Annotated in this window: 30 protein-coding genes and 1 riboswitch; of the genes, 13 read left to right on the top strand and 17 right to left on the bottom strand. The window is 76.5% G+C overall.

The window, feature by feature from the left end; all coding sequences use genetic code 11:
• Positions 1 to 19: 19 nt before the first annotated feature.
• The 3 genes from ACRYR8_RS08325 to ACRYR8_RS08315 are packed head-to-tail and all read right to left on the bottom strand — an operon-like array spanning position 20 to position 2,750.
• Positions 20 to 640, bottom strand: coding sequence for a GerMN domain-containing protein (locus ACRYR8_RS08325; protein ID WP_432483933.1), 621 nt, complete (start codon positions 638 to 640; stop codon positions 20 to 22).
• Positions 637 to 2,055 (bottom strand): sensor histidine kinase, encoded by a 1,419-nt coding sequence (locus tag ACRYR8_RS08320; RefSeq protein WP_432483932.1) that lies wholly within the window; start codon positions 2,053 to 2,055, stop codon positions 637 to 639. The genes ACRYR8_RS08325 and ACRYR8_RS08320 overlap by 4 nt, the downstream gene beginning before the upstream one ends.
• Entirely contained in the window at positions 2,052 to 2,750 is a 699-nt protein-coding gene (locus tag ACRYR8_RS08315) for a winged helix-turn-helix domain-containing protein (protein ID WP_432483931.1), read from the bottom strand. Before ACRYR8_RS08315 ends, ACRYR8_RS08320 begins: the two co-directional genes overlap by 4 nt.
• A 201-nt stretch (positions 2,751 to 2,951) precedes the next feature.
• Between ACRYR8_RS08315 and ACRYR8_RS08310 the strand changes: the two genes are divergently transcribed.
• The 3 genes from ACRYR8_RS08310 (at position 2,952) to ACRYR8_RS08300 (ending at position 4,467) form a co-directional block, all read left to right on the top strand.
• Complete coding sequence (locus tag ACRYR8_RS08310) at positions 2,952 to 3,299, top strand: STAS domain-containing protein (RefSeq protein WP_432483929.1); 348 nt, start codon at positions 2,952 to 2,954, stop codon at positions 3,297 to 3,299.
• A gap of 32 nt (positions 3,300 to 3,331) precedes the next feature.
• Complete coding sequence (locus ACRYR8_RS08305; protein ID WP_432483928.1) at positions 3,332 to 3,514, top strand: hypothetical protein; 183 nt, start codon at positions 3,332 to 3,334, stop codon at positions 3,512 to 3,514.
• A gap of 185 nt (positions 3,515 to 3,699) precedes the next feature.
• Positions 3,700 to 4,467, top strand: coding sequence for a potassium channel family protein (locus ACRYR8_RS08300; protein WP_432483927.1), 768 nt, complete (start codon positions 3,700 to 3,702; stop codon positions 4,465 to 4,467).
• A 26-nt stretch (positions 4,468 to 4,493) separates the two neighbouring features.
• Here ACRYR8_RS08300 and thiE read toward each other — a convergent pair whose 3' ends face one another.
• A complete protein-coding gene (gene thiE, locus ACRYR8_RS08295) occupies positions 4,494 to 5,186 on the bottom strand; it encodes a thiamine phosphate synthase (protein ID WP_432483926.1) in 693 nt (230 codons plus the stop codon).
• A 31-nt stretch (positions 5,187 to 5,217) separates the two neighbouring features.
• A riboswitch (TPP riboswitch) is annotated at positions 5,218 to 5,327 on the top strand.
• Here thiE and thiO point away from each other — a divergent pair.
• The 7 genes from thiO (at position 5,318) to ACRYR8_RS08260 (ending at position 12,347) form a co-directional block, all read left to right on the top strand.
• Positions 5,318 to 6,493, top strand: coding sequence for a glycine oxidase ThiO (thiO, locus tag ACRYR8_RS08290; RefSeq protein ID WP_432483925.1), 1,176 nt, complete (start codon positions 5,318 to 5,320; stop codon positions 6,491 to 6,493). Its footprint overlaps the riboswitch before it by 10 nt.
• A complete protein-coding gene (gene thiS, locus ACRYR8_RS08285; protein ID WP_432483924.1) occupies positions 6,490 to 6,723 on the top strand; it encodes a sulfur carrier protein ThiS in 234 nt (77 codons plus the stop codon). Before thiO ends, thiS begins: the two co-directional genes overlap by 4 nt.
• 29 nt (positions 6,724 to 6,752) lie before the next feature.
• A complete protein-coding gene (locus tag ACRYR8_RS08280; RefSeq protein WP_432483969.1) occupies positions 6,753 to 7,538 on the top strand; it encodes a thiazole synthase in 786 nt (261 codons plus the stop codon).
• A complete protein-coding gene (moeB, locus tag ACRYR8_RS08275) occupies positions 7,535 to 8,671 on the top strand; it encodes a molybdopterin-synthase adenylyltransferase MoeB (RefSeq protein ID WP_432483923.1) in 1,137 nt (378 codons plus the stop codon). Before ACRYR8_RS08280 ends, moeB begins: the two co-directional genes overlap by 4 nt.
• 25 nt (positions 8,672 to 8,696) lie before the next feature.
• Positions 8,697 to 9,707 carry an alcohol dehydrogenase catalytic domain-containing protein gene (locus ACRYR8_RS08270; RefSeq protein WP_432483922.1) on the top strand — a complete coding sequence of 337 codons (1,011 nt, stop codon included), beginning with the start codon at positions 8,697 to 8,699 and terminating at the stop codon, positions 9,705 to 9,707.
• Positions 9,704 to 10,996: an LLM class flavin-dependent oxidoreductase gene (locus ACRYR8_RS08265; RefSeq protein WP_432483921.1), complete on the top strand. Its 1,293-nt coding sequence runs from the start codon at positions 9,704 to 9,706 to the stop codon at positions 10,994 to 10,996. The genes ACRYR8_RS08270 and ACRYR8_RS08265 overlap by 4 nt, the downstream gene beginning before the upstream one ends.
• Before the next feature lie 115 nt (positions 10,997 to 11,111).
• Complete coding sequence (locus ACRYR8_RS08260) at positions 11,112 to 12,347, top strand: MFS transporter (RefSeq protein WP_432483920.1); 1,236 nt, start codon at positions 11,112 to 11,114, stop codon at positions 12,345 to 12,347.
• 3 nt (positions 12,348 to 12,350) lie between these two features.
• On the opposite strand, the gene ACRYR8_RS08255 is transcribed toward ACRYR8_RS08260, so the two are convergent.
• The 4 genes from ACRYR8_RS08255 to ACRYR8_RS08240 all read right to left on the bottom strand — a co-directional run bounded on the left by ACRYR8_RS08255 (position 12,351) and on the right by ACRYR8_RS08240 (position 14,334).
• Entirely contained in the window at positions 12,351 to 12,857 is a 507-nt protein-coding gene (locus ACRYR8_RS08255) for a DUF1360 domain-containing protein (protein ID WP_432483967.1), read from the bottom strand.
• 114 nt (positions 12,858 to 12,971) lie between these two features.
• A complete protein-coding gene (locus ACRYR8_RS08250) occupies positions 12,972 to 13,439 on the bottom strand; it encodes a MarR family winged helix-turn-helix transcriptional regulator (RefSeq protein WP_432483919.1) in 468 nt (155 codons plus the stop codon).
• A gap of 39 nt (positions 13,440 to 13,478) precedes the next feature.
• A complete protein-coding gene (locus ACRYR8_RS08245) occupies positions 13,479 to 14,126 on the bottom strand; it encodes a maleylpyruvate isomerase N-terminal domain-containing protein (RefSeq protein WP_432483918.1) in 648 nt (215 codons plus the stop codon).
• Positions 14,127 to 14,157: 31 nt separating this feature from the next.
• The gene (locus ACRYR8_RS08240; RefSeq protein WP_432483916.1) at positions 14,158 to 14,334 is read right to left on the bottom strand and encodes a hypothetical protein; all 177 of its coding nucleotides are present in this window, start codon (positions 14,332 to 14,334) and stop codon (positions 14,158 to 14,160) included.
• Positions 14,335 to 14,626: 292 nt separating this feature from the next.
• Here ACRYR8_RS08240 and ACRYR8_RS08235 point away from each other — a divergent pair, with 292 nt between their 5' ends.
• Positions 14,627 to 15,352, top strand: coding sequence for an SOS response-associated peptidase (locus ACRYR8_RS08235; RefSeq protein ID WP_432483915.1), 726 nt, complete (start codon positions 14,627 to 14,629; stop codon positions 15,350 to 15,352).
• A 38-nt stretch (positions 15,353 to 15,390) separates the two neighbouring features.
• Here the strand turns inward: ACRYR8_RS08235 and ACRYR8_RS08230 are convergent, their stop codons facing one another.
• The 8 genes from ACRYR8_RS08230 to pgm form a co-directional block, all read right to left on the bottom strand.
• Positions 15,391 to 15,771, bottom strand: a complete 381-nt coding sequence (locus ACRYR8_RS08230) for a hypothetical protein (RefSeq protein WP_432483914.1) — start codon at positions 15,769 to 15,771, stop codon at positions 15,391 to 15,393.
• Positions 15,772 to 15,818: 47 nt separating this feature from the next.
• Entirely contained in the window at positions 15,819 to 17,270 is a 1,452-nt protein-coding gene (gene argG / locus ACRYR8_RS08225; protein WP_432483912.1) for an argininosuccinate synthase, read from the bottom strand.
• Positions 17,271 to 17,318: 48 nt separating this feature from the next.
• On the bottom strand, positions 17,319 to 17,927 hold the full coding sequence (locus tag ACRYR8_RS08220; RefSeq protein ID WP_432483911.1) for a class I SAM-dependent methyltransferase: 609 nt from the start codon (positions 17,925 to 17,927) through the stop codon (positions 17,319 to 17,321).
• Between the two features lie 25 nt (positions 17,928 to 17,952).
• Entirely contained in the window at positions 17,953 to 19,065 is a 1,113-nt protein-coding gene (locus ACRYR8_RS08215) for an SDR family oxidoreductase (RefSeq protein ID WP_432483910.1), read from the bottom strand.
• Positions 19,066 to 19,103: 38 nt separating this feature from the next.
• A complete protein-coding gene (locus ACRYR8_RS08210) occupies positions 19,104 to 19,373 on the bottom strand; it encodes a hypothetical protein (RefSeq protein WP_432483909.1) in 270 nt (89 codons plus the stop codon).
• 85 nt (positions 19,374 to 19,458) lie between these two features.
• On the bottom strand, positions 19,459 to 20,796 hold the full coding sequence (locus tag ACRYR8_RS08205) for a hypothetical protein (RefSeq protein WP_432483907.1): 1,338 nt from the start codon (positions 20,794 to 20,796) through the stop codon (positions 19,459 to 19,461).
• 245 nt (positions 20,797 to 21,041) lie between these two features.
• Positions 21,042 to 21,401, bottom strand: coding sequence for an Hsp15 family ribosome-associated heat shock protein (locus tag ACRYR8_RS08200; RefSeq protein ID WP_432483906.1), 360 nt, complete (start codon positions 21,399 to 21,401; stop codon positions 21,042 to 21,044).
• 16 nt (positions 21,402 to 21,417) lie between these two features.
• Positions 21,418 to 23,073 (bottom strand): phosphoglucomutase (alpha-D-glucose-1,6-bisphosphate-dependent), encoded by a 1,656-nt coding sequence (gene pgm / locus ACRYR8_RS08195; protein ID WP_432483905.1) that lies wholly within the window; start codon positions 23,071 to 23,073, stop codon positions 21,418 to 21,420.
• A 210-nt stretch (positions 23,074 to 23,283) separates the two neighbouring features.
• Here pgm and ACRYR8_RS08190 point away from each other — a divergent pair, with 210 nt between their 5' ends.
• Positions 23,284 to 25,167, top strand: a complete 1,884-nt coding sequence (locus ACRYR8_RS08190; RefSeq protein ID WP_432483903.1) for a rhamnogalacturonan lyase — start codon at positions 23,284 to 23,286, stop codon at positions 25,165 to 25,167.
• Positions 25,168 to 25,525: 358 nt separating this feature from the next.
• On the opposite strand, the gene ACRYR8_RS08185 is transcribed toward ACRYR8_RS08190, so the two are convergent.
• On the bottom strand, positions 25,526 to 25,909 hold the full coding sequence (locus ACRYR8_RS08185) for a MerR family DNA-binding transcriptional regulator (protein WP_432483902.1): 384 nt from the start codon (positions 25,907 to 25,909) through the stop codon (positions 25,526 to 25,528).
• 48 nt (positions 25,910 to 25,957) lie between these two features.
• On the opposite strand from ACRYR8_RS08185, the gene ACRYR8_RS08180 reads away from it, so the two are divergent.
• Positions 25,958 to 26,743: an RBBP9/YdeN family alpha/beta hydrolase gene (locus ACRYR8_RS08180; RefSeq protein WP_432483901.1), complete on the top strand. Its 786-nt coding sequence runs from the start codon at positions 25,958 to 25,960 to the stop codon at positions 26,741 to 26,743.
• The last annotated feature ends 246 nt before the right edge of the window (positions 26,744 to 26,989 follow it).

Genomic DNA, 26,989 nt, shown 5'->3' with positions numbered 1-26,989 from the left:
TGCGTCGCGGTGGGCGCGCTCAGGACGCCGGCACCTGCCGGTCGGGACCGACCAGGGCCGCGTAGTCCCCGGCGGTGACGGGACCGGCGGTCCGCTCCCCACCGGGCAGCGGGACCTCCAGGACCTCCCCGTCGCGCAGCAGCAGCACGCTCAGCACGCCCGGCGCCGTGGTGGCGGTCAGGACCACCTGCCCCACCGCCAGCGGCAGGCGGTCGGCGGCGATGTTCTGCGCCAGACCCTCCACCGACACCCGCGCCGTGCCGTCGGCGACGTCCACCGCGCTCAGCCGCACGTCCGGGCCGAGGGCGCTGCTGAGCCCGTCGGCGCGCTCCTGCTGCCCCGGCCCGGCCGACAGCCGGTCCAGCAGGTCCCCGAGCCGCGCGGGCGTGCCGGTCCCGGCCGTGCCGCCGCGGCCCAGCGGCACCGCCAGCAGCCGGTCGTCCTGGAGGAAGTACACCCGCGGCCCGTCGCTCGGGGCTGCGGTGGTGGAGCTGTCCGCCGACGGCACGGGCGCCGGCTCCATGAGCCCGTACGGCACGTCGGTCGGGCCGATCTCGCGCACCTGCCCGTCGGACGGCGCGCCGCAGGCGGCCAGCACCGCCGCCGCGGCCAGCGCCACCAGCGGCCCGCGGGCCCTCATGCCCGCTCCCCGGAGACGCGCGCCGCCGGAGCCGCCGTCCCCGCCGCCCCGGCGGGAGCGGGCGCCACCGGCAGTTCCACGACGAAGCGGGCCCCGCCGAGGGGGGACGCCGCGCAGCGCACCGTGCCGCCGTGGGCGCGCACCGTCTCCGCGACCAGGCTCAGCCCCAGACCCGAACCCGGCAGGGACCCGCGCGAACCGGCGCGCGCGAACCGCTCGAACACCCGCTGCCGCTCCCCGGGCGGCACGCCCGGGCCCGCGTCGTCTACGAGGAACCGCACCCGGTCCCCGGTGCACTGCACCCCGACCTCCACCAGCCCCTCGCCGTGCCGGTCGGCGTTGTCGAACAGGTTCACCAGCGCCCGGGCGAGCTGCTGGGTGTCCACGTCCACCAGCGCGCCGGGGCCGTCGGCGCGCACCGGGACGTCCGGGCGGCCGCTGGCGTCCAGCGCCTGCCGGGCCAGGCTCGTGGCACCCGTGCGCACGCGGGGGCGCCCGGCCGCGCCGGACTCCAGGCGCGCCAGCTCCAGCAGGTCGTCCAGGGTCTGCTGGAAGCGGTCCAGCTCGCGCGCCACCAGGTCCAGGGCCTGCTGCGAGCGCGGCGGCAGCTCGTCGCGGCGGCGCTGCAGCAGCGCGACGCTGGTCACGAGGGTGGTCAGCGGTGAGCGCAGCTCGTGGCTGACGTCGGCGCTGAAGCGCACCTCCCGCTGGATCTGCTCCTCCAGCGCGTCGACCATGCTGTTGAAGGAGCCGACGATCGTGGCCAGGTCCGGGTCCGAGGTGGGCGGCAGGCGGATCCCCAGCTCCCCGCCGGCGATGCTGGCCGCGGTGCGGGCCACCGCGTGCAGCGGCGCGACCGCCCGCCGCGAGGCCCACACCCCCAGCAGGGCGCCGCCGACGGCGGTGGACAGCGCGAACGCCGCCAGGGCGTTGCGCACGGCGACGAGGGTGCGCTCCAGCTCCGTCGTGACGGCGACCTCGTAGAACTCCGCGCCCACCCCGGGCAGCGGCACGCCCACCGCGAGCGCGGCCTGCCCGTCCACGCGCGTCCACGTCACCCCGGCCGTGCCGGAGGCCACCGCGTCCCCCAGGGCGGCGGGCACGTCGTCGCCGCCGACCTGCAGGGACCCGGAGTACCAGCGCCCGTCGCGGCGCACCAGCAGCTCCGAGCCGCTGGGCGGCGCCACCGCCCCCAGGACGTCGGTGACGCTGACCCCGGAGGTGCGCAGCCCGTCGCGCACGGAGGAGGCGTCGACGAACGCCTGCCGCACGGCGGTGTCCTCCCGCTGGGTCAGCAGGTACTCGCGGGTCACCGCGTGGGTGCCGATCGCCGCGAGCGTGGCCAGGACGGTGGCGCCCAGGGTGAAGGAGACGGTGATGCCGGCGCGCAGGCCCGGCGACCGCGGTCGCCTCACCGGCGGTCCAGCCGGTACCCCAGGCCGCGCACCGTGGTCACCAGCCGCGGGGCGGACGGGTCGGGCTCGATCTTGGTGCGCAGCCTGCGCACGTGGACGTCGACGATCCGCTCGTCGCCGAAGAAGCCCCGGTCCCACACCCGCTCCAGCAGCGTGCGCCGGCTGAGCACCCGCCCCGGCGCCTCGGCCAGCTCCCGCAGCAGCCGGAACTCGGTGACGGTCAGGTGGACCTGCTCGCCGCCGCGGCGCACGGTGCCGGCGGCGGCGTCGAGCACGAGCGGGCCGTCCACGGAGTCCAGGACCAGCGCCTCCTCCGCGGCAGCGGCCCCCTCGGCGCGCCGGCGCAGCGCCCGCAGCCGCGCGAACAGCTCCCCGAGGTCGAACGGCTTGGTGACGTAGTCGTCGGCGCCGGCCTCCAGGGCGGCGACGATGTCGCTCTTGTCGTGCCGGGCGGACAGGACGATCACCGGCGACTCGCACACCGGCCGCACCCGCCGGATGAACGTGAACCCGTCGATGCCGCCGAGCATGAGGTCGACCACCAGGACGTCGGGCTGCGGGCCCCGCACGACGGCGGCCAGGGCGTCCTCGGCGGCGCCGCAGGCGGTGACCAGGTAGCCCTCGTCCTCCAGCGCCAGCGCCAGGGACGTCCTGATCCCGTCGTCGTCGTCGAGGACCAGGACGTGCGTGGACACGTCGGCATGCTGCCAGCGCCGCACCGCCCCGCGCCGACCGGGGGGTGGCCCGATCACGGATCGTCACGCAACCGCAAAGGAGACGACCGGGGAAACGCAACACGCCTCGGTCAGAGTTCTGCTCACGCCCCGCACGGCAGCGGCGGGGCGGCCAACGTCCCGCACCTCCCGGTGCGGGCCGCACCGGGAGGGAGCGTGGGCGTGGTGCAGGTCCTCGACCGCGACAGGACCGCCGGGGCGACGACGGCGGCGACCGAGGAGGGCGTCACCGTGGTGGCGCTCCACGAGGGCTGCCTGCGCCAGGGCGTCGGCGCTCTCCGCCGCAGCCTGGGCGAGGCGCTGGACTCCGGGACCTCCACCCTCGTGGTGGACGTCTCCGGCGTGGAGCACCTGTCCTCGGTGGTCGTGGCCCTGCTGCTGCGCGCCAAGCGGTGCTGCCGCGTGCGGGGCGGCCGGGTCGTCCTGCGCGGGCTGGGCCGCGACGACCTGGACGTGCTGCACCGCACCGGCCTGGCGCCCCTGTTCGACATCGAGCCGGCCACCCGATGACCCGCACCGACGGAGCGACCCGAGGAGCCACCGTGACCCCCACCATCCCGACCTTCACCGCCGAGCTCACCGCCCAGGTGGAGCTGGCCCTGTCCGAGCAGCGCGCGGCCGAGGTCCGCGGCGACACCGAGGCCGCCGAGGTCGCGGCCGGGCGCGTCGCCGACCTGCGGGAGCTGCACGCGCGCTCCGCCGAACCCCTCGTCGCGCCGGTCTGAGCACCGGTGCGGTGAGGCCCCGGTCGGGGGGTCGACCGGGAGCACCGGGACGGGAGCGGGTCGACGGAGCCCCGCCCCCGCCCCGGTGACGACCCCGCGCGCCACCGGCCGCGGGCGCCCCCGCCCGGACGTGCCGACGGCAGCCCGGATGGACAGCCCGCCGCGGCGCCGTTAGCAAGGCTGCCGTGAGCACAGCGACCACCGATCCGCGCGACGCCCGGGCCGACGCCCGGTACCGCGCCTACGCGCACCGCAGCGAACGGCTGGCGACGGTCGTGGCCGTGCTGTGGCTGGTGGCGTACTCGCTGCCGATCCTGCAGCCCGCGCTGCCGGAGCAGGTGCGGACCGCGTGCCACGTCGTGCGGACCCTCACGTGGGCGGCGTTCGGCGTGGACTACCTGCTCCGGCTGGCCCTGAGCCGGAACCGCGCGCGCTTCGTCGCGACCCACCCGCTGGACCTGCTGCTGCTGGTGCTGCCGATGCTGCAGCCGTTGCGTCTGCTGCGCCTGGTGACGGTGCTGCGCCTGCTGAACCAGCGCGCCGGCACGCGGCTGCGCGGCCGCGTCGGCCTGTTCGTGACCTCCGCGACGATCCTCATCGGTTTCAGCGCCGCCTGCGCGGTCCTGGACGCCGAGCGGGACGCCCCGGGGGCGACCATCACGACCTTCGGCGAGGCCGTGTGGTGGGTGGCGACCACCATCACCACGGTCGGGTACGGCGACTACTCCCCGGTCACCGCGACCGGCCGCGCCGTCGCGGTGGGGCTGATGCTCTCGGGCATCGCCCTGGTCGGCGTGGTCACCGGGTCGCTGGCGTCGTGGTTCCTCGACGAGGTCCGCGACACCTCCGGGGCCGACGCCGAGGCCACCCGGGCCGACGTGCAGCGGCTCGCCGAGGAGGTCGGCCGGCTGCGGGAGGAGCTCGCCGCCCGTCCCCGCCCCGGCACCCCCTGAGCCCCGGCGCCCGGGGGCACCGGGGCTCAGGCGGCGGGCAGCGGCTCCGGCAGGCGGCGCAGCAGCTCGGCGGTCGCCGCGGCCGGGTCGTCGGCGCCGGTGATCGCCCGCACGACCACGACCCGGCGCGCACCCGCCGCCACGACCTCCTCCACCGTGGAGAGGTCGATCCCGCCGATCGCGAACCACGGCGTCCCGGCCGCGCTCACCGCGGCGTGCCGCACGAGGTCCAGGCCGGTCGCGGCGCGTCCCGGTTTCGTGGGCGTCGCCCACGTCGGGCCCACGCACGCGTAGTCCACCTCGGGGTCGGCGACCGCCGCGTCGAACTGCTCGGGGGAGTGGGTGGAGCGGCCGACCAGGGTGCCGGCGCCCACGAGCCGGCGGGCCGCCGCGGGCGGCAGGTCCCGCTGCCCCAGGTGCAGGACGTGCGAACCGGCGACGGCCGCGACGTCCGCGCGGTCGTTGACGGCCAGCAGGCGGCCGTGCCGGCGGGCCGCGTCCGCGAACACCTCCAGCAGCTCCAGCTCCTCGGCGGCCTCCAGGCCCTTCTCGCGCAGCTGCACGACGTCCACCCCGGCGCCCAGCGCGGCGTCGAGGAACTGCTCCAGGTCGCCCTCGCGCCGGCGGGAGCCGGTGCACAGGTACAGGCGGGCGGCGCGCAGCGCCTCGCGCGGGTTCAGGGGTTCTCGCGTCTGCTGGGGTTCCCCGGTGTTCGGCACCTGGACGAGTGTGCCAGCGGCGGGGGTATGGTGACCGCACCACGGGAGCCCGGGATCGCGGGCTGAGAGGGCGAGCGCACTCGCCGACCGTCGAACCTGCTCCGGGTAGTGCCGGCGAAGGGAGAGTGCTGGTGGTTCCCCCCTGGGGTTCCCCGGCCGCGCACGGCGCGGTCCCGGGCCGCGTCGTCGTGCTCGGCGGCGGGGTGGTGGGGGCCGCGTGCGCGTGGCGCCTGGCCGGGCGCGGCCACCGGGTCGTGCTGGTCGACCCCGTGCCCGGCGGCGGCGCCTCGCGCGCGGCGGCCGGGATGCTCGCCCCCGTCAGCGAACTGCACCACGGCGAGCGGGAACTGCTGGAACTGGGCCTGCTCGCAGCGGCGGGTTTCCCCCGGTACGTCGCGGACGTGGAGCGCGCCGCCGGCGGTGCACCCACCGGGTACCGGGCCTGCGGGACGCTGGTGGTCGCGCTGGACGCCGGTGACCGCGCCCGCCTCGCCGACGTGCGCCGCGCCCAGGAGCGCCTCGGCCTGGACGTCCGCGCCCTCACCGGCCGGGAGTGCCGGCGCCTGGAACCCCTGCTCGACCCCGGGGTCAGCGGCGGAACCCTGGTGCGCGGCGACCACCAGGTCGACCCCCGGGAACTGCTGCGGGCGCTGCGCGCGGCAGCCCGGGACCGCGGCGTCGAGCACGTCGCCGAGACCGGTGAGGTCCTCGTCGAGGACGGGCGCGCCTCGGGGGTCCGGCTCGCCGGCGGTGCGGTGCTGCGCGCGGACCTGGTCGTCCTGGCGACCGGTGCGCGCGCCCACCCGCACGCCCCGGTGCGCCCGGTGAAGGGGCAGGTGCTGCGCCTGCGGATGCCCCCCGCCGGCCACCTGCTGACGCGCACCGTCCGCGGCGTGGTGCGCGACCGCGACGTGTACCTGGTGCCCCGCCGCAGCGGGGAGCTCGTCGTCGGGGCCACCACGGAGGAACGGGGTTTCGACGAGGCGGTGACCGCCGGCGCGGTGCACGACCTGCTGCGCGACGCGCAGGCGCTCGTGCCGGGCGTGGCGGAACTGGAACTCGTGGAGGTCCTGGCGCGCTCGCGGCCGGGTTCCCCCGACAACCTGCCGCTCATCGGGTTCGGCGAGGTGCCCGGCCTGCTGCTGGCGACCGGGCACCACCGCAACGGAGTGCTGCTGTCGGGGATCACGGCCGACGCCGTGGCGGCGCTGGCCGCCGGCGAGGACGTCCCGCCCGAGGTCGCGGCCTGCGACCCGGGGAGGTTCGGGTCGCGCACCGCGGCCCGCGAGGAGGTGAGGGCCCGGTGACCGGGAGTTCGAGCGGGGAGGTCGAGGTGCTCGTCAACGGGGAACCGCTGCGCGTGCCGGAGGGGTCCAGCGTGGCGGAGGTGGTGGCGCGGTTCGCCCCGTCGCTGGAACCCGGCCGCGGCGTCGCGGTCGCGCTGTCGGAGGAGGTCGTGCCCTCGGGCCGCTGGGCACGCACGCCCGTCGCCGCGGGAGACCGCCTCGAGGTGCTCCAGGCGGTGGCGGGAGGGTGAGCGCGCCGACGACGGAGGGCACCGGGACGCTGCACGACGACCCGTTCGTGCTCGCCGGCCGGGAGTTCCGCTCCCGCCTCGTCACCGGGACGGGCGGGGCGGCGAACCACGACGTGCTGGAACGCGCCCTGCGCGCGTCCGGCACGGAACTGACGACGGTGGCGCTGCGGCGCGTCGACCCGGCCGCCCGCGGTTCCCTGCTGGACGTTCTCGAGCGCGCCGGCGTCCAGGTGCTGCCGAACACCGCCGGCTGCCGCACCGCGCGCGAGGCGCTGCTGACGGCGCGACTGGGCCGCGAGGCGCTCGGCACGGACTGGGTGAAGCTGGAGGTCGTCGCCGACGAGGACACCCTGCTGCCGGACGCCGTGGAACTCCTCGACGCCGCCGAGCAGCTCGTCGACGACGGTTTCACCGTGCTGGCCTACACCAACGACGACCCGGCGCTGGCGCTGCGGCTGGAACGCGCGGGGTGCGCCGCCGTGATGCCGCTGGGCGCGCCGATCGGCACGGGGCTGGGGATCCTCAACCCCCACAACATCGCCCTCATCGCCGAGCGCGCCGGGGTCCCCGTCGTCCTGGACGCCGGCATCGGCACCGCGTCCGACGCGGCGCGGGCGATGGAGCTGGGCTGCGACGCGGTGCTGCTGGCCACGGCCGTCACGCGCGCGCAGGACCCCGAGCTGATGGGGTCGGCGATGCGGCACGCCGTGCTGGCCGGCCGCGCCGCGCGGCTGGCCGGCCGCATCCCGCGGCGCTCCCTCGCGCTGGCGTCCTCCCCGTGGGAGGGCCTGGCGGACCTGGAGCCGAACCCGTGAGCGCCCGGCTGCCGCCGCTGGTGCGGCCGGCGCCGGACCTGACGGACCAGGAGCGCCGCCGCTACGCGCGCCAGCTCCTGCTGCCGCAGATCGGCGAGGAGGGCCAGCGCCGGCTGAAGGCGGCCCGCGTCCTCGTCGTCGGCGCCGGTGGGCTCGGTTCCCCGGCGCTGCTGTACCTGGCGGCCGCGGGCGTCGGCACGATCGGCGTCGTCGACGACGACGTGGTGGACGAGTCGAACCTGCAGCGGCAGGTGCTGCACGGCACCGACGACGTGGGCCGCCCCAAGGTGGACAGCGCCGCCGACGCGGTGGCCCGCGCGAACCCGCTCGTGCGGGTGGTCCGCCACCGCGAGCGGCTGACCGCGGGCAACGCGCTGGACGTCGTGTCCGGGTACGACCTCGTGCTCGACGGCTCCGACAACTTCGCCACCCGGTACCTCGTCAACGACGCGTGCGTCCTGGCGGGCAGGCCCTGGGTGTGGGGGGCGGTGCTGCGGTTCGACGGGCAGGTCGCGGTGTTCTGGCAGGGGCGCGGGCCGACCTACCGCGACCTGTTCCCCGAGCCCCCCGCGCCGGGGACGGTGCCCTCGTGCGGGGAAGCCGGTGTCGTGGGCGGGGTGTGCGCGGCGGTGGGGTCGACGATGGTCACCGAGGCCGTCAAGCTCATCACCGGTGCCGGTTCGAGCCTGCTGGGGCGCGTGCTGGTGCACGACGCGCTCGCGATGACGTGGCGGACCCTGCGCCTGGCCCCCGACCCGCGCCGCGCCCCCGTCACGCGGGTCGCCCCCGTGGACGAGGTGTGCGCGGTGGACGACGCGGACGTGCCCGGGCTGGACGCGGCGGAACTGGCGCGGCGCCTGCGCGAGCGGGACGCGGGCCGCGACCGGTTCGTCCTCGTGGACGTGCGCGAACCCGCCGAGCACGCCGCGCACGCCGTCCCCGGGTCCGTCCTCGTCCCGCTGGCGGACCTGCTCGCCGACCCCGGCGCCGTCGCACCCGGTGAACCGCTGGTGCTGCACTGCGCCGGGGGGACCCGCTCGGCGCAGGCCCTGCGCGCGCTGCGCGAGCACGGCCGGGCCGACGTCGTGCACCTGCGCGGCGGCATCGCCGCCTGGGACGCCCTCGGCGCCTGACCCCACCCGCTACAGGAGGTTCCCCGTGAAGGCCGCTCGTTTCACCGGACCCGGTCGCCCGATCGAGGTGCAGGAGGTCCCGCGCCCCGAACCCGGCCCCGGTGAGGTCCTCGTCCGCGTGCGCGCCGCTGGCGTGTGCGCCACCGAGCTGCACTTCACCGAGGGCCTGCTGACCCCCGCCCGCACGCCGATCACCCTGGGGCACGAGGTCGCCGGGACCGTCGAGGGGGCCGGCGCCGGCGTCACCGGGTGGGCCCCGGGCGACCGGGTCGCCGTGCACTACCTGCACTCCTGCGGCGACTGCCGGCAGTGCCGGCGCGGCCGGGAGAACCTGTGCGCGTCCCCGCGCGGGATGCTCGCGTTCGCCTCCGACGGGGGTTTCGCGGAGTTCCTCGCCGTACCCGCGCGCAGCCTCGCCCGCGTCCCGGACGCGCTGACGTTCGAGCAGGCGGCACCGGTGGCGTGCAGCGTCACCACCGCCCTGCACGCCGCCGCGGTCGCCGACGTGCGCGCCGACGACGTCACCGTCGTCTACGGGGCGGGCGGGGTGGGTTCGGCGCTGGTGCAGGTGCTGCGCCACCGCGGGGCCCGCGTCGCAGCCGTCGCCCGCTCGCAGCGACGTCGCGACCTGGCGCGGTCCCTCGGTGCCGAGTGGGTCCTCGACCCCGCCGACGGGGACGTCGGCGCACAGGTGCAGCGCCTCACCGGGGGCGCGGACGCGGTGTTCGAGCTCGTCGGCACCGCCGCCACCGGGCGGCAGGCCCTCGCCGCGCTCGGTCCCGGCGGGGCGCTCGTCTACGTCGGCTACTCCGCCGAGCGCGTCGAGCTGAACCCCGTGGAGCTGGTGGTGCCCGAGCAGCGGATCCTCACGTCCGTCTCGAACACCCTGGCGGAGCTGGAGCTCGGCCTGGACCTCGTCGCGCGCGGCGTGGTGCGCAGCGTCGTCGACCGCGTCGAGCCGCTGGACGCGGTGGACGAGGTGCTGGGCGCGCTCGCGCGCGGCGAGGTCACCGGCCGCGCCGTGCTGGTGCCGTGAACCCCGCGGGACGGCAGCTGCACCTCGGCGCGTTCCTGTACGGGACGGGCCACCACGCCGCCGCCTGGCGCCACCCGTCCTCCGACGTCGAGCGCCTCGGGGACGTGCACTGGTACGAGGACCTCGCCCGCACCGCCGAGCGCGGCCTGTTCGACGCGGTGTTCTTCGCCGACGGGCAGTCCACCGGTGACGTCTCGCTGGGCCCGGGCTGGTTCCTGGAACCGCTGACCACCCTGGCGGCGATGGCCCGCGCCACCGAGCGCGTCGGCCTGGTCTCCACGGTGTCCACGACGTTCTGGCAGCCGTTCCACGCCGCGCGCACGCTCGCCTCCCTGGACCACCTGTCCGGTGGGCGCGCCGGGTGGAACGTCGTCACCTCCATGCACGACGCGGAGGCCCGCAACTTCGGTCTGGACGCGATGCCGCCGTCGGAACGGCGGTACGAGCGCGCCGCGGAGTTCGTCGAGGCCGCCCTGGCGCTGTGGGACTCCTGGGACGCCGACGCCCTGGTGCTGGACCGCGCCGGCCGCTACGCAGAACCCTCCCGCGTGCACCGGGTCGAGCACCGGGGCGCGCACTTCTCCGTGGACGGCCCCCTGACGGTCCCGCGATCCCCGCAGGGCCGCCCGGTGCTGTTCCAGGCGGGCGCGTCCGACGCCGGCCGCGACCTCGCCGCCGGCCGTGCGGAGGGCGTCTACGCCGTGGCGCACGACCTGCCCAGCGCGCGGGCGTACCGCGAGGACGTGCGCCGCCGCGCCGCCGCCGCGGGCCGCGACCCCGACGCGCTGGTCGTCATGCCCGGTCTGGTGGCGTTCGTGGGGTCGACCGAGGAGGAGGCGCACCGGTTGCGGGCGGAACTGGACGTGCTGCTGCCGGTGGAGCACTCCCTGGCGCAGCTGTCGACGTTCGTGCGGCAGGACTGCACGGCGTGGGACCTGGACGCGCCCGTGCCGCCGCTGCCGCCCGCGGAGGGTTTCCCCGGCCCGCGCGGGCGCTACGAGACGGTCCTGCGGATCGTGCAGGTGGAGCGCCCCACCGTGCGGGAGCTGCTCGGTCGCCTGGCCGCCGGTGGTGGGCACTGCACGGTCGTCGGTGCTCCCGAGCAGGTCGCCGACCGGGTCGAGGAGTGGTTCCGCGGGGGAGGGGCGGACGGGTTCAACCTGATGCCGCCGGCACTGCCCGCCTCGCTGGACGCGTTCGTCGACCACGTCGTGCCCGAGCTCCAGCGGCGCGGCCTGTTCCGCCGCGAGTACGCCGGCACGACCCTGCGCCAGCACCTGACCGGGTGAGGGACGCGCGGGACGGGTTGGTCCCGGCACCCCGCCCGGCTTACCATCGGTGGAGAAGTCCAGGGTCCGGGCGCCTCAGTGGCTGGGGGTGGCGCCGCCGCACTGGAGGCTACCCGTGGACCGCCACGACGTCCTGACCCCGCCACCCGCCCGCCCCGCCGGGGCCCTCGCCGCCTACCGCCGTCTGCCCGCCGTGGCCGGCTGGCCGTACCTCGCCGTGTCCGCGCTGGCGCGGCTGCCCGTGTCGATGGTGCCGATCGCCGTGCTCGCGGCCGTCACCTCCACCAGCGGCTCGGTCGCCGTGGGCGGTGCCGCCAGCGCCGCCACCGCCGTGGGGGAGGCGCTGGGAGCGGCGGGCGCCGGCGTGCTGTGCGACCGGCACGGCCAGCGCCGCGTGCTGCTGCCGCTGGTCGCCGCGCACCTGGTGGCCCTGACCGCGTTCGTGGCCGTGCTGGGCGGGCCGGCCGCGCCGCTGCTGGTCGCGGCGTTCGTCACCGGCCTGACGCTGCCGCAGGTGGGGCCGCTGTCGCGGGTGCGGTGGATGCGGCTGTCGCCCGCGGACGTGCGCACCGCGCTGGCCTACGAGGGCGTCGTGGACGAGCTCTCGTTCGTGGCGGGCCCGACGGCCGTCGGGCTGATCGCGCTGGTCGCCGGTGCCGGCACCCCGCTGCTGGCGGCCGGTGCGGTGACGGCGGTGTTCGCGACGGCGTTCGCGCTGCACCACACCCACCGGGCGACGACCCCCCTGCGCGCGGCGGGCCCGCGCGGCGTCCCGGCGCAGCGCGCCGCGGGTCCGCGGTCGTCCGTGCTGCTGCCGGTGCTGGGGATGGTGGCGATGGGCGCGGTGTTCGGCGGGACCCAGGCGGCGCTGACGGCCGCCGCCACCGACTCCGGCCGCGCCTCGGACGGCTCCCTCGTGTACGCGGCCCTGGCCGTCGGCTCCACGATCACCGCGCTGGGCACGGTGCTCGTGCCCGCTTCCGTCTCCCTGCGCAAGCGCTGGTTCCTCAGCGCGGCCGGGCTGCTCGCCGGCGCCGTCGCGATGGCCGCCACGGCGGGCAGCACCCCGCCCCTGGTGGTGGCGACGTTCCTCACCGGCCTGTTCGTCGGCCCGGCCATGGTGACCCTCAACACCGTCACCGCGGAATCCGGCGGCAACCGCTCCGGCGGTGCGGCCATGGCGCTGCTGACCAGCGGGACCGTCCTCGGCATCGCCGTGGGGTCCCCCGCGGCCGGTGCGCTGGCCGACGGGGTCGGCACCCGGTGGGCGTTCGCGGTGGCCGTGGCCGCCGCCGCCGTGCTGGCGGCCCTGTCGGTCCCGCGCACCGCGACGCCCGCCCGGGAGCGCTGACCCTCACTCCTCCGGCTGCGCCCGCTCCGGCAGGTGCTTGGCGCTGTCGTACAGCAGGTGCAGCACGTCGGAGCCGAACACGGCCGTGAGCATCGCCATGGCGCTGCGGGTCAGCCGGGGGGCCAGCACGCCACCGGCGACGAAACCCGTCGCCACCCACACGCCCGCGCAGAACGGGCACGTCAGCAGCTCGCCGATCGAGTGCTTCAGCCCCTCGCCGCGCACCTCCTCCATGGTCTCGCCCTCGCCGGCGGAACCCGCGAAGCGGGTGAAGGGGGCGCGGAACGGCGCGGTCACGGCGTCCTTGGTGAGCAGCCGGCTCGCCTGGTGGGTGGCGAGCGTCAGCAGCGCGAGGTCACCGGCGGTGAAGCGGTCGGGCAGCGAGCGCCCCCGCGCGCGGGCCAGCAGCCCGGCGCCACCCACGGCGCTCGCGTAGACGCCCATGAGGGTCAGGAAACCGCCCAGGGGGCGTTCCCCGTCGCCCTCGTAGGCGGACTGCACGGCGTGCATCCGGTCGTGCAGGCGCTGGTGCAGCTCGGAGACGGTCGACGTGTCGGGTGCCATGCCGGTCCCCTACCCCGCGCGGGCCGGTCCCACCCGTCGGACCGGGACGCCGGCTCCGCCTCAGCGCTCCACGCCGAGGCGGGACAGCTCCCCGGCGCCGGGGTCCTCGACGACGCTGGCGAACAGGGCCAGACCGTCGGTGACGGTCTCGCGGGCGGCGGGGTCGAGCCGTTCGAGGGCCAGGGCGACCTCGCGGCGGCGGTGGGCCATCACCTGCTGCACGAGCTCACGGCCGGCGGGGGTGGCCTCCACGAGCACCTCCCGGCGGTTGGCCGGGTTGCCGGTGCGCTGCACCCAGCCGCCTCCGACGAGGCGGTCGACGGTGCGCGTCAGCGTGGAGGCGTGCACGCCCAGCTCGAGGGCGAGGTCGCCGCTGCGCATCGCCCCGCGCGTGCTCACCAGGACGAGCACCCGGTACTGCGGGAGGGTCATCACCTCGAGCGCCTGGGCGAGGGAGCGCACGGCGATCCCGACGAGCGCGCGCGAGGCGCGCACCGCACCGTCGACGGGGTCGGCCGGATCGTTCACCCCGCACAACTTACCGGCGCGGCGCGGCGCTGCGTCACGTCACGGACCGCTGCGGCCCTCCGGGGTCGCCGGCCCTCGGAGGACGGAGAAGCCCGCCGGCAGCGCCGACCGCCCGGTGGCGGCGAGCAGGAGGGCGCCGGCGCGGCCGTCCCCGACGGCGAGCTCGGCCACCAGCCGCAGGGCGTGCGCCGCAGCGGTCCCCGGGGGCTCGGCGGGCACGCCGAGCGCCACCGCGAGGTCCGCGGTGTGCACGGTCAGCTCGAACACCCGCGTCGGCAGGTAGTCCGCCAGGCGCATCCCGCCGGCGAGCGTCGTGAGCGGTTCGGTGCCGTCGCGGGCCGCCACGAGAGCGAGCACCCGGTCGGTGATCGCGGTGACCGCGGCGGCCGGGTCGTCGCCCAGCGCGGCGCCGGCCTCGCGCCCGCGCTGGGCGACACCCGGCCCGGCGGCGATCGAGCGGGTGGCGCGGTAGTAGTCCGCGGCGGTGGCGACGTCCACGTGCGCGGCGGGCCGGGCGAGGTACTCCTCCACCGTCAGCAGGGAGCGGCTCGTGTGCCCGGTGAGGGCGCGCACGTCCCACTCGCCCAGCCCGGGCGACTCCCAGCGGCCGTCGGCGAGGGCGGTGGTGGCGGTGAACCACCGGGCCGCGTCGGTGAACGCGCGCCGCGACTCCTCCCAGGCGGTCACGACGGGTCCCCCCCGCCCGCCCGGCGCCGCCTCACGGCCGGGACGCGGCGGCCGGCCGCGTCGGGCCGAAGGCGTCCTCGAGCAGCTGCCGGGTGGTGATGACGCGGTCGGTGGACTCCCACAGGCCGTCGGCGCGGGGAGCCCACACCCGGTCGGTGCTGTCCAGCAGCGCGGTCCGGGTGTCGGTGTCGGTCTCGGTGTCGTGCACGGTGCCCTCCTGAACGGCGGACCCCCGCAGGGGTCGTCGAGCGGTCCGGTGATCACGCTAGGTCGGCGGCGGTGCCGATCGCGGGAACCACGCCGTGCGGGCCGTGCGGGCCGTGCGGTTCGGGCCTGGGGAGCGGGAGCGGGGTCGGGCCTCGCGCCGGCGACTCCGCTCCCGCCCGTGCCCACCGCATCGGCACCGCGGCGGCGGAGCTTGAGCCGGGCCCCCGCCGCGCCGCGCGCCCCGACCCGCCGCGCCGGGTGCGGCCGGCACCCGGCGCGGGGACACTGCCCGCATGTGCGGTCGCTACGCCCTGTCCCGCTCCGACGGGGAGCTGGTGGAGCTGCTCGACGTCGGCGAGGTCGTGGGTGCCCCCCTCGCCCCCTCGTACAACGTCGCCCCCACCCAGCGCTCCCGCGTCGTGCTGGAGCGCGCTCCCCGCGACGAGCCCGGTGCGGCGGCCGTGCGGCAGTTGCGCACCCTGCGCTGGGGGCTGGTGCCGGCGTGGGCGAAGGACGTCGCGATCGGCAACCGCATGATCAACGCGCGCGCCGAGACGGTGACGGAGAAACCCGCCTTCAAGCGCGCCGCCGCGAAGCGCCGCCTGCTCGTGCCCGCCGACGGGTACTACGAGTGGCAGCAGCGCGAGGGCCGCACCAAGGTGCCGCACTTCCTGCACGACCCCGACGGGCAGCCGCTCACGTTCGCGGGCCTGTACGAGCTGTGGCCGGACCCGGCCAAGGGCGAGGACGACCCGGACCGCTGGCTGTGGACGTTCACCGTCGTCACCACGCGGGCCTCCGACGCCCTCGGCCACATCCACGACCGCACCCCGCTGGTCGTGCCGCCCGGGATGCGCGACGACTGGCTCGACCCCGAGCTGACCGACCTGGAGCTGGTGCGGCAGGTCGTCGACGCGGTCCCCGAGCCCCGGCTGGTGCCGCGGGAGGTGTCCACCGCCGTGAACAGCCCCCGCAACGACGGGCCGGAACTGCTCCGGGAGGTCCCCGCGGCGGACTGACCCCGCGCGGGGGCGGACCCGGGGCCGCGCCGATCGGTTCAGCCGGGGGACGCCTGCCGCGCGGCGGCGACGGCCCGCGCGAAGGCGTCGGCGGCGGCCCGGTCCGCCCGGGTGGTGAACCGCAGCGGACGAGCGCTCACGACCACCTCCACGCGCAGGCCGCCGGCGGTGCCCGGCAGCGCCCGCTGAGCGCGCACGGTCACCGCGCCGACGGCCCCCAGCGGCACCGCGGCGACGGACGGCCCGCCGAGCAGCCGCGGCTGGGCGAGCCACAACTGCCGGGCGCTGACCGCGAGCACCCCGGACCCGGACAGGCCCGCGAGAGCCCCTGAGGCGACCGGGAGCACCGCGAGCGGCGTCTCGCCCTCCTGGGCCATCCGGCCGAGCAGCAGGGCGTGGGCGGGGTCGTCGCTGAGCACGCGTCCGTCCTACCGCAGTGCGCGCCCCGCCCGCCGGTCCGGGCGGTTCAGTCGGTGCCCGACTCCATCGCGGCGCGGTCCAGCAGCGACTCGTCGGCGGAGACCTCGCCGCGCGAGGCGATGGCCTCGGCGCCGCCCTCGTCCATCGCGCCGATGAGGCCGGTGGAGGCGGCCTGCGCCGCACCGACGAGCGTCGCCTGCTGGGACCGACCCACCAGGCCGATGCGCGCGTACTGCTCCAGCCGGGCGCGGGAGTCGGCGATGTCGAGGTTGCGCATGGTCAGCTGGCCGATGCGGTCCACCGGGCCGAACGCGGAGTCCTCGGTGCGCTCCATCGACAGCTTGTCGGGGTGGTAGCTGAACGAGGGGCCGGTGGTGTCGAGGATCGAGTAGTCCTCGCCGCGGCGCAGCCGCAGCGTCACCTCACCGGTGACGGCCATGCCGACCCAGCGCTGCAGCGACTCGCGCAGCATCAGGGCCTGCGGGTCCAGCCAGCGGCCCTCGTACATCAGGCGGCCCAGGCGGCGGCCCTCGTTGTGGTAGCTGGCGACGGTGTCCTCGTTGTGGACGGCGTTGACGAGGCGCTCGTACGCGGCGTGCAGCAGCGCCATGCCGGGGGCCTCGTAGATGCCGCGGCTCTTGGCCTCGATGATGCGGTTCTCGATCTGGTCGGACATGCCCAGGCCGTGCCGGCCGCCGATGGCGTTGGCCTCCAGCACCAGGTCCACGGCGGTGTCGAACTCCCGGCCGTTGATCGTGACGGGCCGGCCCTGCTCGAAGCCGATCGTGACGTCCTCGGGAGCGATCTCCACCTCGGGGTCCCAGAACCGCACGCCCATGATGGGCTCGACGAGCTCGACGCCGACGTCGAGGTGCTCCAGGCGCTTCGCCTCGTGGGTGGCGCCCCAGATGTTCGCGTCGGTGGAGTACGCCTTCTCGGTGCTGGCCCGGTAGGGCAGGTCGCGCGCCTGCAGCCACTCGGACATCTCCTTGCGGCCGCCGAGCTCGGTGACGAAGTCGGCGTCCAGCCACGGCTTGTAGATGCGCAGGGAGGGGTTGGCGAGCAGGCCGTAGCGGTAGAACCGCTCGATGTCGTTGCCCTTGAAGGTGGAGCCGTCGCCCCAGATCTGCACGTCGTCGGCGAGCATCGCGCGCACCAGCAGGGTGCCGGTGACGGCGCGGCCCAGCGGGGTGGTGTTGAAGTAGGCGCGGCCGCCGGAGCGGATGTGGAACGCCCCGCAGGTCAGGGCGGCCAGGCCCTCCTCCACGAGCGCCGCCTTGCCGTCGACCAGGCGGGCGAGCTCGGCGCCGTAGGCCTCGGCGCGGCCGGGGACGGAGTCGATGTCCGGCTCGTCGTACTGGCCGATGTCGGCGGTGTAGGTGCACGGCACCGCGCCCTTCTCGCGCATCCACGCGACCGCCACCGAGGTGTCCAGACCACCGGAGAAGGCGATCCCGACGCGTTCGCCGGTGGGCAGGGAGGTCAGGACCTTCGACATGCGCAAGATTATGCACGGTGCTGGATGCTCATGCAATGCAGGGAGGGGTCAGGCCTCCGGGCGCAGCACCGCGACGAGGAAGTCGGACCCCGGGGTGTGCGGGCGCAGGTCCCACGTGGACAGCAGCAGGTCCGGCTCCAGGCCCGCGGCGCGGGCGTCGGCGAGGAACTCCGCCACTTCGTACCCGCGCCCCGCGCCGAACCCGCACACCACGCGCCCGCCCCCGCGCAGGTGCGCACCGAGGCGGCGCAGCACCTCCACGCGCGTGGCGGGGGCCAGGAACGCCACGACGTTGCCCGCGCACACCACCAGGTCGAAACCCTCCACGACCCCGCGGGCGGGCAGGTCCAGCTCCGCCAGGTCGCCGACCAGCCAGGTCGGGCCCGGGTGGTCCTGCTCCGCCGCCGCGACGAGCACCGGGTCGGCGTCCACGCCGACCACCTCGTGCCCGGCGCGCGCCAGCGCCCCGCCCACCCGCCCGGGCCCGCAGCCGGCGTCGAGCACGCGCGCCCCGCGCGGGACCATCGCGTCGACCAGCCGAGCCTCGCCGTCCAGGTCCGCCCCGGCGGCGGCCATGGAGCGGAAGCGCTCCACGTACCGCGCGGAGTGCTCCGGGTCCTCGCGGGTGATGCGCGTCCACAGGCTGTCCTCGACCACGCGCCCATCCTCGCCCACGGCGACCTCACCGCGACGCCGGCACGACCCCCCGCTCGGCCAGGCGGTCCAGCAGCTCGCAGAACCGGTCGACGCTGTCCAGGCACTCGCCGAAGCCCGCCCGGCGGATCTTCACGGTGCTGGAGACGTTGTCGAAGCCGGAGTGGAACAGGAAGTCGCCGAACGCCCAGCCCACCAGCCGCTCGTAGGGCGTGGGCACCAGCCCGTGCCGCTCGACCAGGCGGTCCCACAGCCCGGCGTGCATCGGCATCACCGAGGCCAGGGAGAAGTCCTGCGGCTCGTCGTGCTCCATCCCCAGGTGCCGGGCGATCGCGGCGTAGGCGTGCACCCAGCGGAACTGGTCGCCGTTGGTGACGTTGAAGACCTCCCCGTCGGCGGCCGGTGAGGATCCCGCCCAGACGGTGGCGCGCGCCAGCAGTTCCGCGTCCGTCACCTGGTACAGCGCCTCGCCGGCCGCGCGGGAGCCGGGGAAGCGCAGCGGCAGCCCCAGCTCGCGGCTGATCGCCGCGTGCACCGCGACCACCGTGAGGATGTTCATGGGGTTGCCGGTGGCGTACCCGACGACGCCCTCCGGGCGCAGCAGCGTCACACCGAACCCGCGCCGGGCGGCCTCGGCGCGCAGCAGGTCCTCCTGGGCGTAGTAGAAGTTCGGCACGAGCAGCCGCGGGTCGCTCTCGCGCGCGGGCGTCCTGAACCCCGGCAGGTGCGCGCCGTACGCCTTGCCGCCCTGGTACAGCGTGACGTGCTGCAGCGGGGCGTCGCCCAGCGCGTCGAGGGTGTGGCGAAGCAGCGCGGTGTTGTCCTCGATCTGCCGGCGCTCGTCGCCGCGCTCGACGTACGCGGCGAACACCAGGTGGGTGGTGTCGCGCGCGGTGGCCAGACCCTCGCGGGCACCCTCGGCGGTGGACAGGTCCGCCGCCAGCGCCTCCCAGGGCACCTCCGGCTGTTCCCGGCGCGCGGCGCCGCGCACCGTCCAGCCGGGTACGCGCGCGTACTCCGCGGCGGCGTGCGCGCCGATCACACCGGCCGAGCCGGCGACGAGGGCGACGCCGGGGCGCTGCGCGGCACCGGCGATCGGGTCCAGGCCGCCCAGCGGGCCGGCGGCAGGGGTTTCGGGCATCCGGGAGGGCTCCTCGGGTGGTCGCGGCGGGTGCGCGCTCAGGCGCCGGGCTCGTGGAACCGCGGGTCGAGGGGGTCGGGCCCCGCGTCCGGCGCCGGCAGCGCGGAGGCCTCCAGCGGGGCGTCGTCCTGGGCGGCCAGCTGCGCCTCGGCCGTCTCCTCCACGGCCGCACCCGCGCCGTCCCGAGCGGCCAGCGGGGACGACGGGGGCCCCGGCTCGCCCTCGTCGTTGCCGGTGGCCATCGCGCTGTCCAGCTCCGGCGCGCCCGCTTCGCGCGCCCGGCCGGTCTCCTCGGGTCCGTTCGTCACGGGAACCTCCTCCGTCGTCCTGATCGGCCCCTACCCGCCGCGCGCGCCGGGAAACCACCCGGGACCCCGGGCGCGGCGGGGCACCTCACTGGTAGGAGACGAACACCGGCGAGGGGTCCACCGCGACGGTCTCGGCCGGGGTGAACGTCGGGCGGTCCTCGTCGAGGAAGTTCTTCCACCCCCACTCCAGCCCGGGCGGCCCGCCGGCCGTCAGGACCCCGTACGTGGTCTTCTTCATCCCCGGCGTCCCGTGCCCGTCGGCGTGGACCACGGTGACCAGCTCGTCGCGGGTGGTGTCCACCAGGTCGCGGTCGCGCACCATCGAGCTGCGGAACTGGTGCAGCAGGAACACCTTCTGCGGCAGGGACTCCTCCCGCACGAGCCCCGCCAGCCAGTCGCCGACCGCGTTCACCTCCTGCGCGCCCACCGACCCGATCTGGCGCAGGTGCACCTGGTCCGGCGCCAGCCGCCACTCCGGGTCCAGGGCGAGACCCACGTGCGGGCGCCGCAGCAGCGACTCGTAGAGCTTCGCCTGGGTCAGGAAGTCCGACCGGCCGGGCTGCAGGTCGAGGACGACGGCGACGCCGGCCTCCCCGGCGGCGTCCACCCACGGCTCCAGCTCGGCCGGGTCGGCCTCGTTGGAGTAGTCGCCGTCCGGACCCGGCGACCCCGACGCCACCGTCGTGATGATCTCCAGCGTGGGCACCGCCGGCCGCTCGTCGAGGCCGTCGTAGCGCGAGGCCAGCTCACGGGCCCGCTCCAGCGTGGCCTCCAGCGGCTGCTCGCCCAGCAGTCCCAGGCTCGCCGCCCCCGGGTGCCCGTACAGGGCGACGAGCCGACGGCCCGCCAGCGGCAGCTGCCCGCCGCCGGGCAGCTGCACCCCGGTCACGGCGACCTCGACGCGGGAGGCGAAGACGTCCTGCGCGGCGAAGGCGGGCCCCAGCCCCACCACGTGCTGCGGTGCGGCGGTGTGCAGGGCCTCGACGACGGCGCCGTCGGCGCGCGGGTCGCCCGACGGGACGGTGAGCACCTGCGCCCCCGCGGCGCGGGCCGTGGCAGCGGCGGCGGCCTCCCACGGGGCGCCCGTGACCAGCACGACCGTGCCGGCGCCGCCCTCCGCGGGGGCGGGGCGGGGGTCGCCGGCCTCCTCCACGTCCGGGTCGCCGCGCTCGGTGAGCGCCTGCTCCGCCCACGTCGCGGCCGCCGGGCCGACCGTCAGGACCTCCTCGGCACCGAGCCGGCGCACCTCCTGGGCCGTCGCGGCCCCCGGCAGCAGCAGCGGGACCCCGAGGCCCACCGCCACCGCGGCGCCCCGTCCCAGCGCAGCGGGCTCGTCGGCGGCCACGACCACCGACGGGCTGCTGCTCAGCAGGTGCGCGCTGACCGCGACGGCGGCCTCCGGGGCGGTGGCCGCCTCCAGCACCGCGCTGCGCTGCGCGGGCCGGGCGAGCTGGGCCCCGGACGGCGAGGTCCTGCCGGAGGACGAGACGGCGGCCGGCGCCCCGCTCCCCCCGGGGGCGTCGCCGTCGCCGGCCGCCGTGGAGGTGCAGGCCGACAGGGTGAGCGCGAGGACGAGCAGGCCACTGGCCGGTCGAGCGGGGATGAGGTGCTCCAGGGGGCGCGAGGCGGGTGGGTCGGGGCCAGCCTGCCAGTGACCACGGCGCGCTGTCAGCGACCGCGCAGGCGCTCCATCTCCCGCCGCTCCCGCTTGGTGGGGCGCCCGGCGCCGCGGTCGCGGCTGCCGAACGCCCCGAAGAACTCGTCCTTCGGTGGCGGGGGCGGGGAGTTGTCGACGTACGCCTGCGCGGCCACCGGCGCACCCACCCGCTTGCTCAGCGGCTGCACCACCTCGAAGACCTTCTCGTAGCCCTCCGCGCGCACCCGCACCTCGTCGCCGGGCACCACCTTCGTGGCGGGTTTCGCGCGCTCGCCGTTCACGCGCACGTGCCCCGCCTTGACCGCGGCCGCGGCGACCGAGCGGGTCTTGTAGAGCCGCACGGCCCAGACCCACTGGTCGATCCTCGTCACCCCTGGACCACCTGCCTCACGAGCCCGACAGGACCCCGTCGACGAGCTCCTGCGCCTCGGACTGCACCTGGCGCAGGTGGTCGCCGCCCTTGAAGGACTCCGCGTAGATCTTGTAGACGTCCTCGGTGCCGGAGGGCCGCGCCGCGAACCACGCGTTCTCCGTGACGACCTTCAGCCCCCCGATCTTCGCGCCGTTGCCGGGCGCCTCGGTGAGCTTGGCGACGATCGGCTCGCCGGCGAAGGTGTCCGCCGCGACCTGGTCGGCCGACAGCTTCGACAGGGTCGCCTTCTGCTCGCGCGTGGCGGCGGCGTCGCTGCGCACGTACTGCGGTCGGCCGTGCTTCGCGGTGAGGTCGCCGTAGTGCTCGCTGGGGGTGCGGCCGGTGGTGGCGATGATCTCCGCGGCCAGCAGCGCCAGCAGGATGCCGTCCTTGTCGGTGCTCCACACCGACCCGTCGCGGCGCAGGAACGAGGCGCCGGCGCTCTCCTCGCCGCCGAAGCCGACGGAGGAGTCCAGCAGGCCCGGCACGAACCACTTGAACCCGACCGGGACCTCCAGCAGCGTGCGTCCCAGGTCCTCGGCCACCCGGTCGATCATCGAGCTGGACACCAGCGTCTTGCCGATCGCCGCTCCGGCCGGCCAGCCGTCGCGGGTGGAGAACAGGTACTGGATCGCCACGGCGAGGTAGTGGTTGGGGTTCATCAGCCCGAAGTCGGGGGTGACGATGCCGTGCCGGTCGGCGTCGGCGTCGTTGCCGGTGGCGACCTGGAACTCCGAGCGGCGGTCGATGAGGGAGTGCATCGCCGACGGGGAGGAGCAGTCCATGCGGATCTTGCCGTCCCAGTCCAGCGTCATGAACCGCCAGGTGGGGTCCACCAGCGGGTTGACGACCGTCAGGTCGAGGCGGTGCCGCTCGGCGATGGCCGCCCAGAACTCCACGCTCGCCCCGCCCAGGGGGTCGGCGCCGATGCGCACCCCGGCGGAGCGGATCGCGTCGATGTCGAGGACGTCGGGCAGGTCGTCGACGTAGGTGCCGAGGAAGTCGTAGCCCTGCGCGGCGGCGCGGGCCCTCGCGAACGGGATCCGCCGCACACCCTCCAGGCCCGCCTCGAGGTAGGCGTTGGCCTTCTTCGCGATCCAGCCGGTGGCATCGGTGTCGGCCGGGCCGCCGTTCGGCGGGTTGTACTTGAACCCGCCGTCGCGCGGCGGGTTGTGCGAGGGGGTGACGACGATGCCGTCGGCGAGGCCGGGGCCGGTGGTGCGGATCGCTGCGCCGTCCCGGTTGGCGCGCAGGATCGCGTGCGAGACCGCCGGCGTGGGCGTCCAGCTGTCGCGGTCGTCGACGAGGACGGTGACGTCGTTGGCGGCGAGCACCTCCAGGGCGGACGTCCATGCCGGCTCCGACAGTGCGTGGGTGTCCCGGCCGAGGAAGAGCGGGCCGTCGTAGCCCTGCTCGCGGCGGAAGTCCACGATCGCCTGGGTGGTGGCGAGGATGTGCTGCTCGTTGAAGGCGCCGTCCAGGCTCGAACCGCGGTGCCCGGAGGTGCCGAAGGTGACGCGCTGGGAGACGTCGGAGGGGTCCGGGGCCAGCGCGTAGTAGGCCGTGACGACGTGCGCGACGTCGATGAGGTCGGAGGCTTCGGCGTGCTGGCCCGCGCGCGGGTTCGTCATGGTCCCTCTTCCGTGCCGGTGGCGTGCTGACGTGCGGGTCGATGCTGCACCCACGGCCGTCACCCTGCCAGCTCTCCGCCCCTGCCCACCTCGCGGTGATCGGGGAAGTCGCGACCCCCCTGATCACCGCGAGGTGGGGAGGGGGTTGACCGGGCGGTCGCTGCTACGTAGCGTCACTGACGGTAAACGCATTCCAACGGAGGAGGCACCGTGGGACGACGTCGTTCCACCCCCGGGTCGACCCGCAGGGCGACCCGCAGCGCTGCGGCCCTGTTCACCGCGTCCGGCCTGGCCGCGGCGCTGCTCGCCGCCCCCGGCGCGGCCAGCGCCGGCCCCCCGGACCGGCTCCTGGAGGACCTCGACCGCGGCGTCGTCGCCGTGCCCACCGACGGCGGGTACCTCGTCAGCTGGCGGCTGCTCGCCGGCGACCGGCCCGGCACCGGGTTCCGCGTCCTGCGCGACGGCGAGGTCGTCGCCACGCTCGACGGGGACGACGCCACCAACGTCGTCGACCCCGCCGGCCGCGCCGGCGCCCGCTACGAGGTGGTCCCGCTGCGCGACGGCCACCGCGCCGGGGAACCCGCAGCGGCCACCGCGTGGGGCTCCACGTCGCTGGACGTCCCCCTCGACCGGCCCGAGGGCGGCACCACCCCCGCCGGGGAGGCCTACACCTACAGCGCCAACGACGTCTCCGTCGGCGACCTCGACGGCGACGGAGACTACGAGTTCGTCCTGAAGTGGTACCCCTCCAACGCCAAGGACAACGCCCACGACGGCTACACCGGCAACGTCCTCGTCGACGCGTACACGTCGGAGGGGGAGAAGCTGTGGCGCATCGACCTCGGCCGCAACGTCCGCGCCGGGGCGCACTACACGCAGGTCGCCGTGCAGGACTTCGACGGCGACGGGCGCTCCGAGGTCGCGCTGAAGACCGCCGACGGCACCGTCGACGGGCGCGGGCGCGTCATCGGCGACGCCGGTGCCGACCACCGCAACGCCGCCGGCCGCGTCCTGTCCGGGCCGGAGTTCCTCTCCGTGTTCGACGGCCGCAGCGGCAGGGAGATCGACACCGTCCAGTACGTGCCCGCCCGCCACCCCGACACCGACGACCCCACGCCGCAGCAGATGAAGGAACTGTGGGGCGACGACTACGGCAACCGCATCGACCGCTTCCTCGGCGGCACCGCCTCCTTCGACGGCCGCCGGCACAGCATCGTCATGGCCCGCGGCTACTACACCCGCGCCGTCGTCGCCGCCTGGGACCTGCGCGGCGGCCAGCTGCGCCAGCGCTGGGTGTTCGACACCGAGGACCCCTCGCTCGGCGCCGAGTGGGAGGGGCAGGGCAACCACCAGTTCTCCGTCGCCGACGTCGACGCCGACGGGCGCGACGAGGTCGTCCACGGCTCCATCGCGATCGACGACGACGGCACCGGGTTGTGGAACGCCGGCCTGGGGCACGGCGACGCCCTGCACGTCGGCGACCTCGACCCGGCCCGCCCCGGGCTGGAGCGGTTCGGCGTGCACGAGTGCATGACGTGCAGCGGTGGCGTGGGCGCCTCCATGCTCGACGCCGCCACCGGCGAGGTCCTGTGGACCACGCCGGCCGACAGGGACAACGGACGCGGTCTGTCCGCCGACGTCGACCCGTCCTCGCCCGGGTCGGAGTCGTGGTCCCAGCGCTCGCCGGGGCTGTACGCCGCCGACGGCCGGGAGCTGACCGACGCGAAGCCCGGTTCCATCAACTTCGCGGTCTGGTGGGACGGCGACCGGCAGCGCGAACTCCTCGACGGCACCACGATCTCGAAGTGGGACCCCGCCACCGGGACCACGGTCCCGCTGCTGGCCGCCGAGGGCGTCGTCTCGAACAACGGCACCAAGGCGACCCCGGCGATCTCCGGGGACCTGCTCGGCGACTGGCGCGAGGAGGTCGTGCTGCCCACCACCGACAGCTCCGCGCTGCGGGTGTTCACCACGACGTTCCCGACCGGGGAGCGGATCACCACGCTCGTGCACGACCGCACGTACCGGGCGCAGCTGGCCGCGCAGAACAGCGGCTACAACCAGCCCCCGCACACCGGGACGTCCCTGGGGTAGGGGTTCCGGTGACGACGGGGCCGGGCGGGGAACCCCCGCCCGGCCCCGTCGCGCTCCGGGAGGGCCCGGCAGCCCGGCCGGGGATGCGCTCGCCGCGTGCAGGCGACCCGACCCGGCTCCCGGTCGACGGGAGCGGTGGCCACGCGCGCCCTCGCCGGTTCCGCGGCCCTCGTGCTCGGCGTCGGCGACGCGATCGGTTTCGCGAGCGCCCGCGCCGAAACGCTGTCGTCGCCGTGGTCTGCGCCCACCCCCCGTGGGGGAGCGGTTCGGGTCAGGGGTAGCGGCCGCGCTCGGGCTCCCGCCATCCGCAGGGCGGCCTGAGCGGCTGTGCGGTCCGTGGTGTCGACGACCCCCGGCCTCAGGTGGGCAGGTGCGCGTCCAGCGCCTGCTCCTGAGCGCTCAACTCGGCGATGCGCGCCCGGACCTCGCTGCGTCGCGCCGACAGCGCGGCGTGCAGCTGCGGGCACATCTGCAAGCTCAACTCCTCGTCGGCCCCCCGCGCGCACGGCAGGAAGCGGCGCACCGCCGCGGAGTTCAGCCCGAAGGCGTACATGGCCTGGATCGCGGCCACCAGCTCGGGGGCGTCGTCCGGGAAGTCGCGGTAGCCGCTGGCATCGCGGGCCGGGGTGAGCAGGCCCTGCTCCTCGTAGTAGCGCAGCGCCCGCCGGCTGACCCCGCTCAGCTGCGCCAGCCGCCCGATCCGCACCCCGCTGCGTCCCTCCTGCTCGCGCCCGCTGCCCACGTGCGGACTTGACCTTCACGTTAGCGACACCCCCTAGCGTCCCGGCGCGTGAGCGGCTCGCACCCCCACCTCGTCCCGGCGGACCCCACCCCGCAGACCACCACGGCCGGCGCCGTGTGCGGCGCACCGGCCGGTGCCCCGACGCGCGCCGCCCCGCGGCGGAGCGCCGGTGACGGCGTGGGACCTGCCGCACGCCGGACGGCGCCCCGGGTGCGCCGGGTGCGCCGGGTGGTCGTCGTGCACGGCTACGCCGCCACCCCCACCGACCACTGGTTCACCTGGCTGGCCGACCAGCTGACCGCCGCCGGCGTCGAGGTCGCCGTGCCCGCGCTGCCCGATCCGCAGGAGCCGGACGCGGCGGCGTGGCTGGCCACCACCGCCGCCGCCGTCGAGGCCGCCGGCGGCGTCGACGAGCACACGCACCTGGTGGCGCACTCCCTGGGCTGCGTGACGGTGCTGCGCCACCTGGCCACGCTGCTGCCCGCACCGGGCGACTCCACCGCGTCGGGGTCGTGGCGACTGGGTGGGCTGACCCTGGTGGCCGGTTTCACCGGGCCGCTACCGGCACTGCCGCAACTGGACGGCTACCTCGCCGAGCCCGCCACCGGTGGTGTCCCCACCCTCGACGAGGGCGTCCTGCAGCGCATCGCCGACCGCACCCGCCGGCTGAACGTCCTGCGCTCGGAGCGCGACGTCTACGTGCCCACCACCGCCACCGACGACCTCGCCGCCCGGCTGGGCACCCGTGCGCAGGTCGTGCACGGCGCTGGGCACTTCACGGCCGACGACGGCATCACCGCCCTGCCGCCCGTCCTGAACACCGTCACCAGCTGACGAGCGGTCACGTCGCCCCCCCGGACGGCGCGGAGGCCCCTCGGGTGAGCTCGCGGAGGTCGCCGGGGGCAGGAAGCGGGGTGCCCCTGACCCGGCGGGGGCCGGTGGGCGTCAGCGCTCCCGGGGCCGTGCGCGCCGCCGGTGTTCCTTCAGCAGTCGGCGAGCCCGCAGCAGCGACCACACCAGTGCTGGGGGGGGGGGCGCGGGGGGGGGCCGCCCCCCCGGCCCCCCCCGCGGGCGGGGGGC

Origin of the sequence: Kineococcus esterisolvens (assembly GCF_050871405.1) — a bacterium.
In the GTDB taxonomy this organism is placed as follows: Bacteria; Actinomycetota; Actinomycetes; order Actinomycetales; family Kineococcaceae; genus Kineococcus.
Note: the sequence above shows the minus strand (reverse complement) of the source record. Positions and strands in the feature narration are given on the sequence as shown.

Coding starts and splice junctions, on each gene's coding strand:
- ACRYR8_RS08235 (WP_432483915.1), top strand. CDS start 14,627: ATGTGCGGTCGCTACGCCCTGTCCCGCTCCGACGGGGAGCTGGTGGAG.
- ACRYR8_RS08325 (WP_432483933.1), bottom strand. CDS start 640: ATGAGGGCCCGCGGGCCGCTGGTGGCGCTGGCCGCGGCGGCGGTGCTG.
- pgm (WP_432483905.1), bottom strand. CDS start 23,073: ATGACGAACCCGCGCGCGGGCCAGCACGCCGAAGCCTCCGACCTCATC.
- ACRYR8_RS08215 (WP_432483910.1), bottom strand. CDS start 19,065: ATGCCCGAAACCCCTGCCGCCGGCCCGCTGGGCGGCCTGGACCCGATC.
- ACRYR8_RS08255 (WP_432483967.1), bottom strand. CDS start 12,857: ATGCACGCCGTGCAGTCCGCCTACGAGGGCGACGGGGAACGCCCCCTG.
- argG (WP_432483912.1), bottom strand. CDS start 17,270: ATGTCGAAGGTCCTGACCTCCCTGCCCACCGGCGAACGCGTCGGGATC.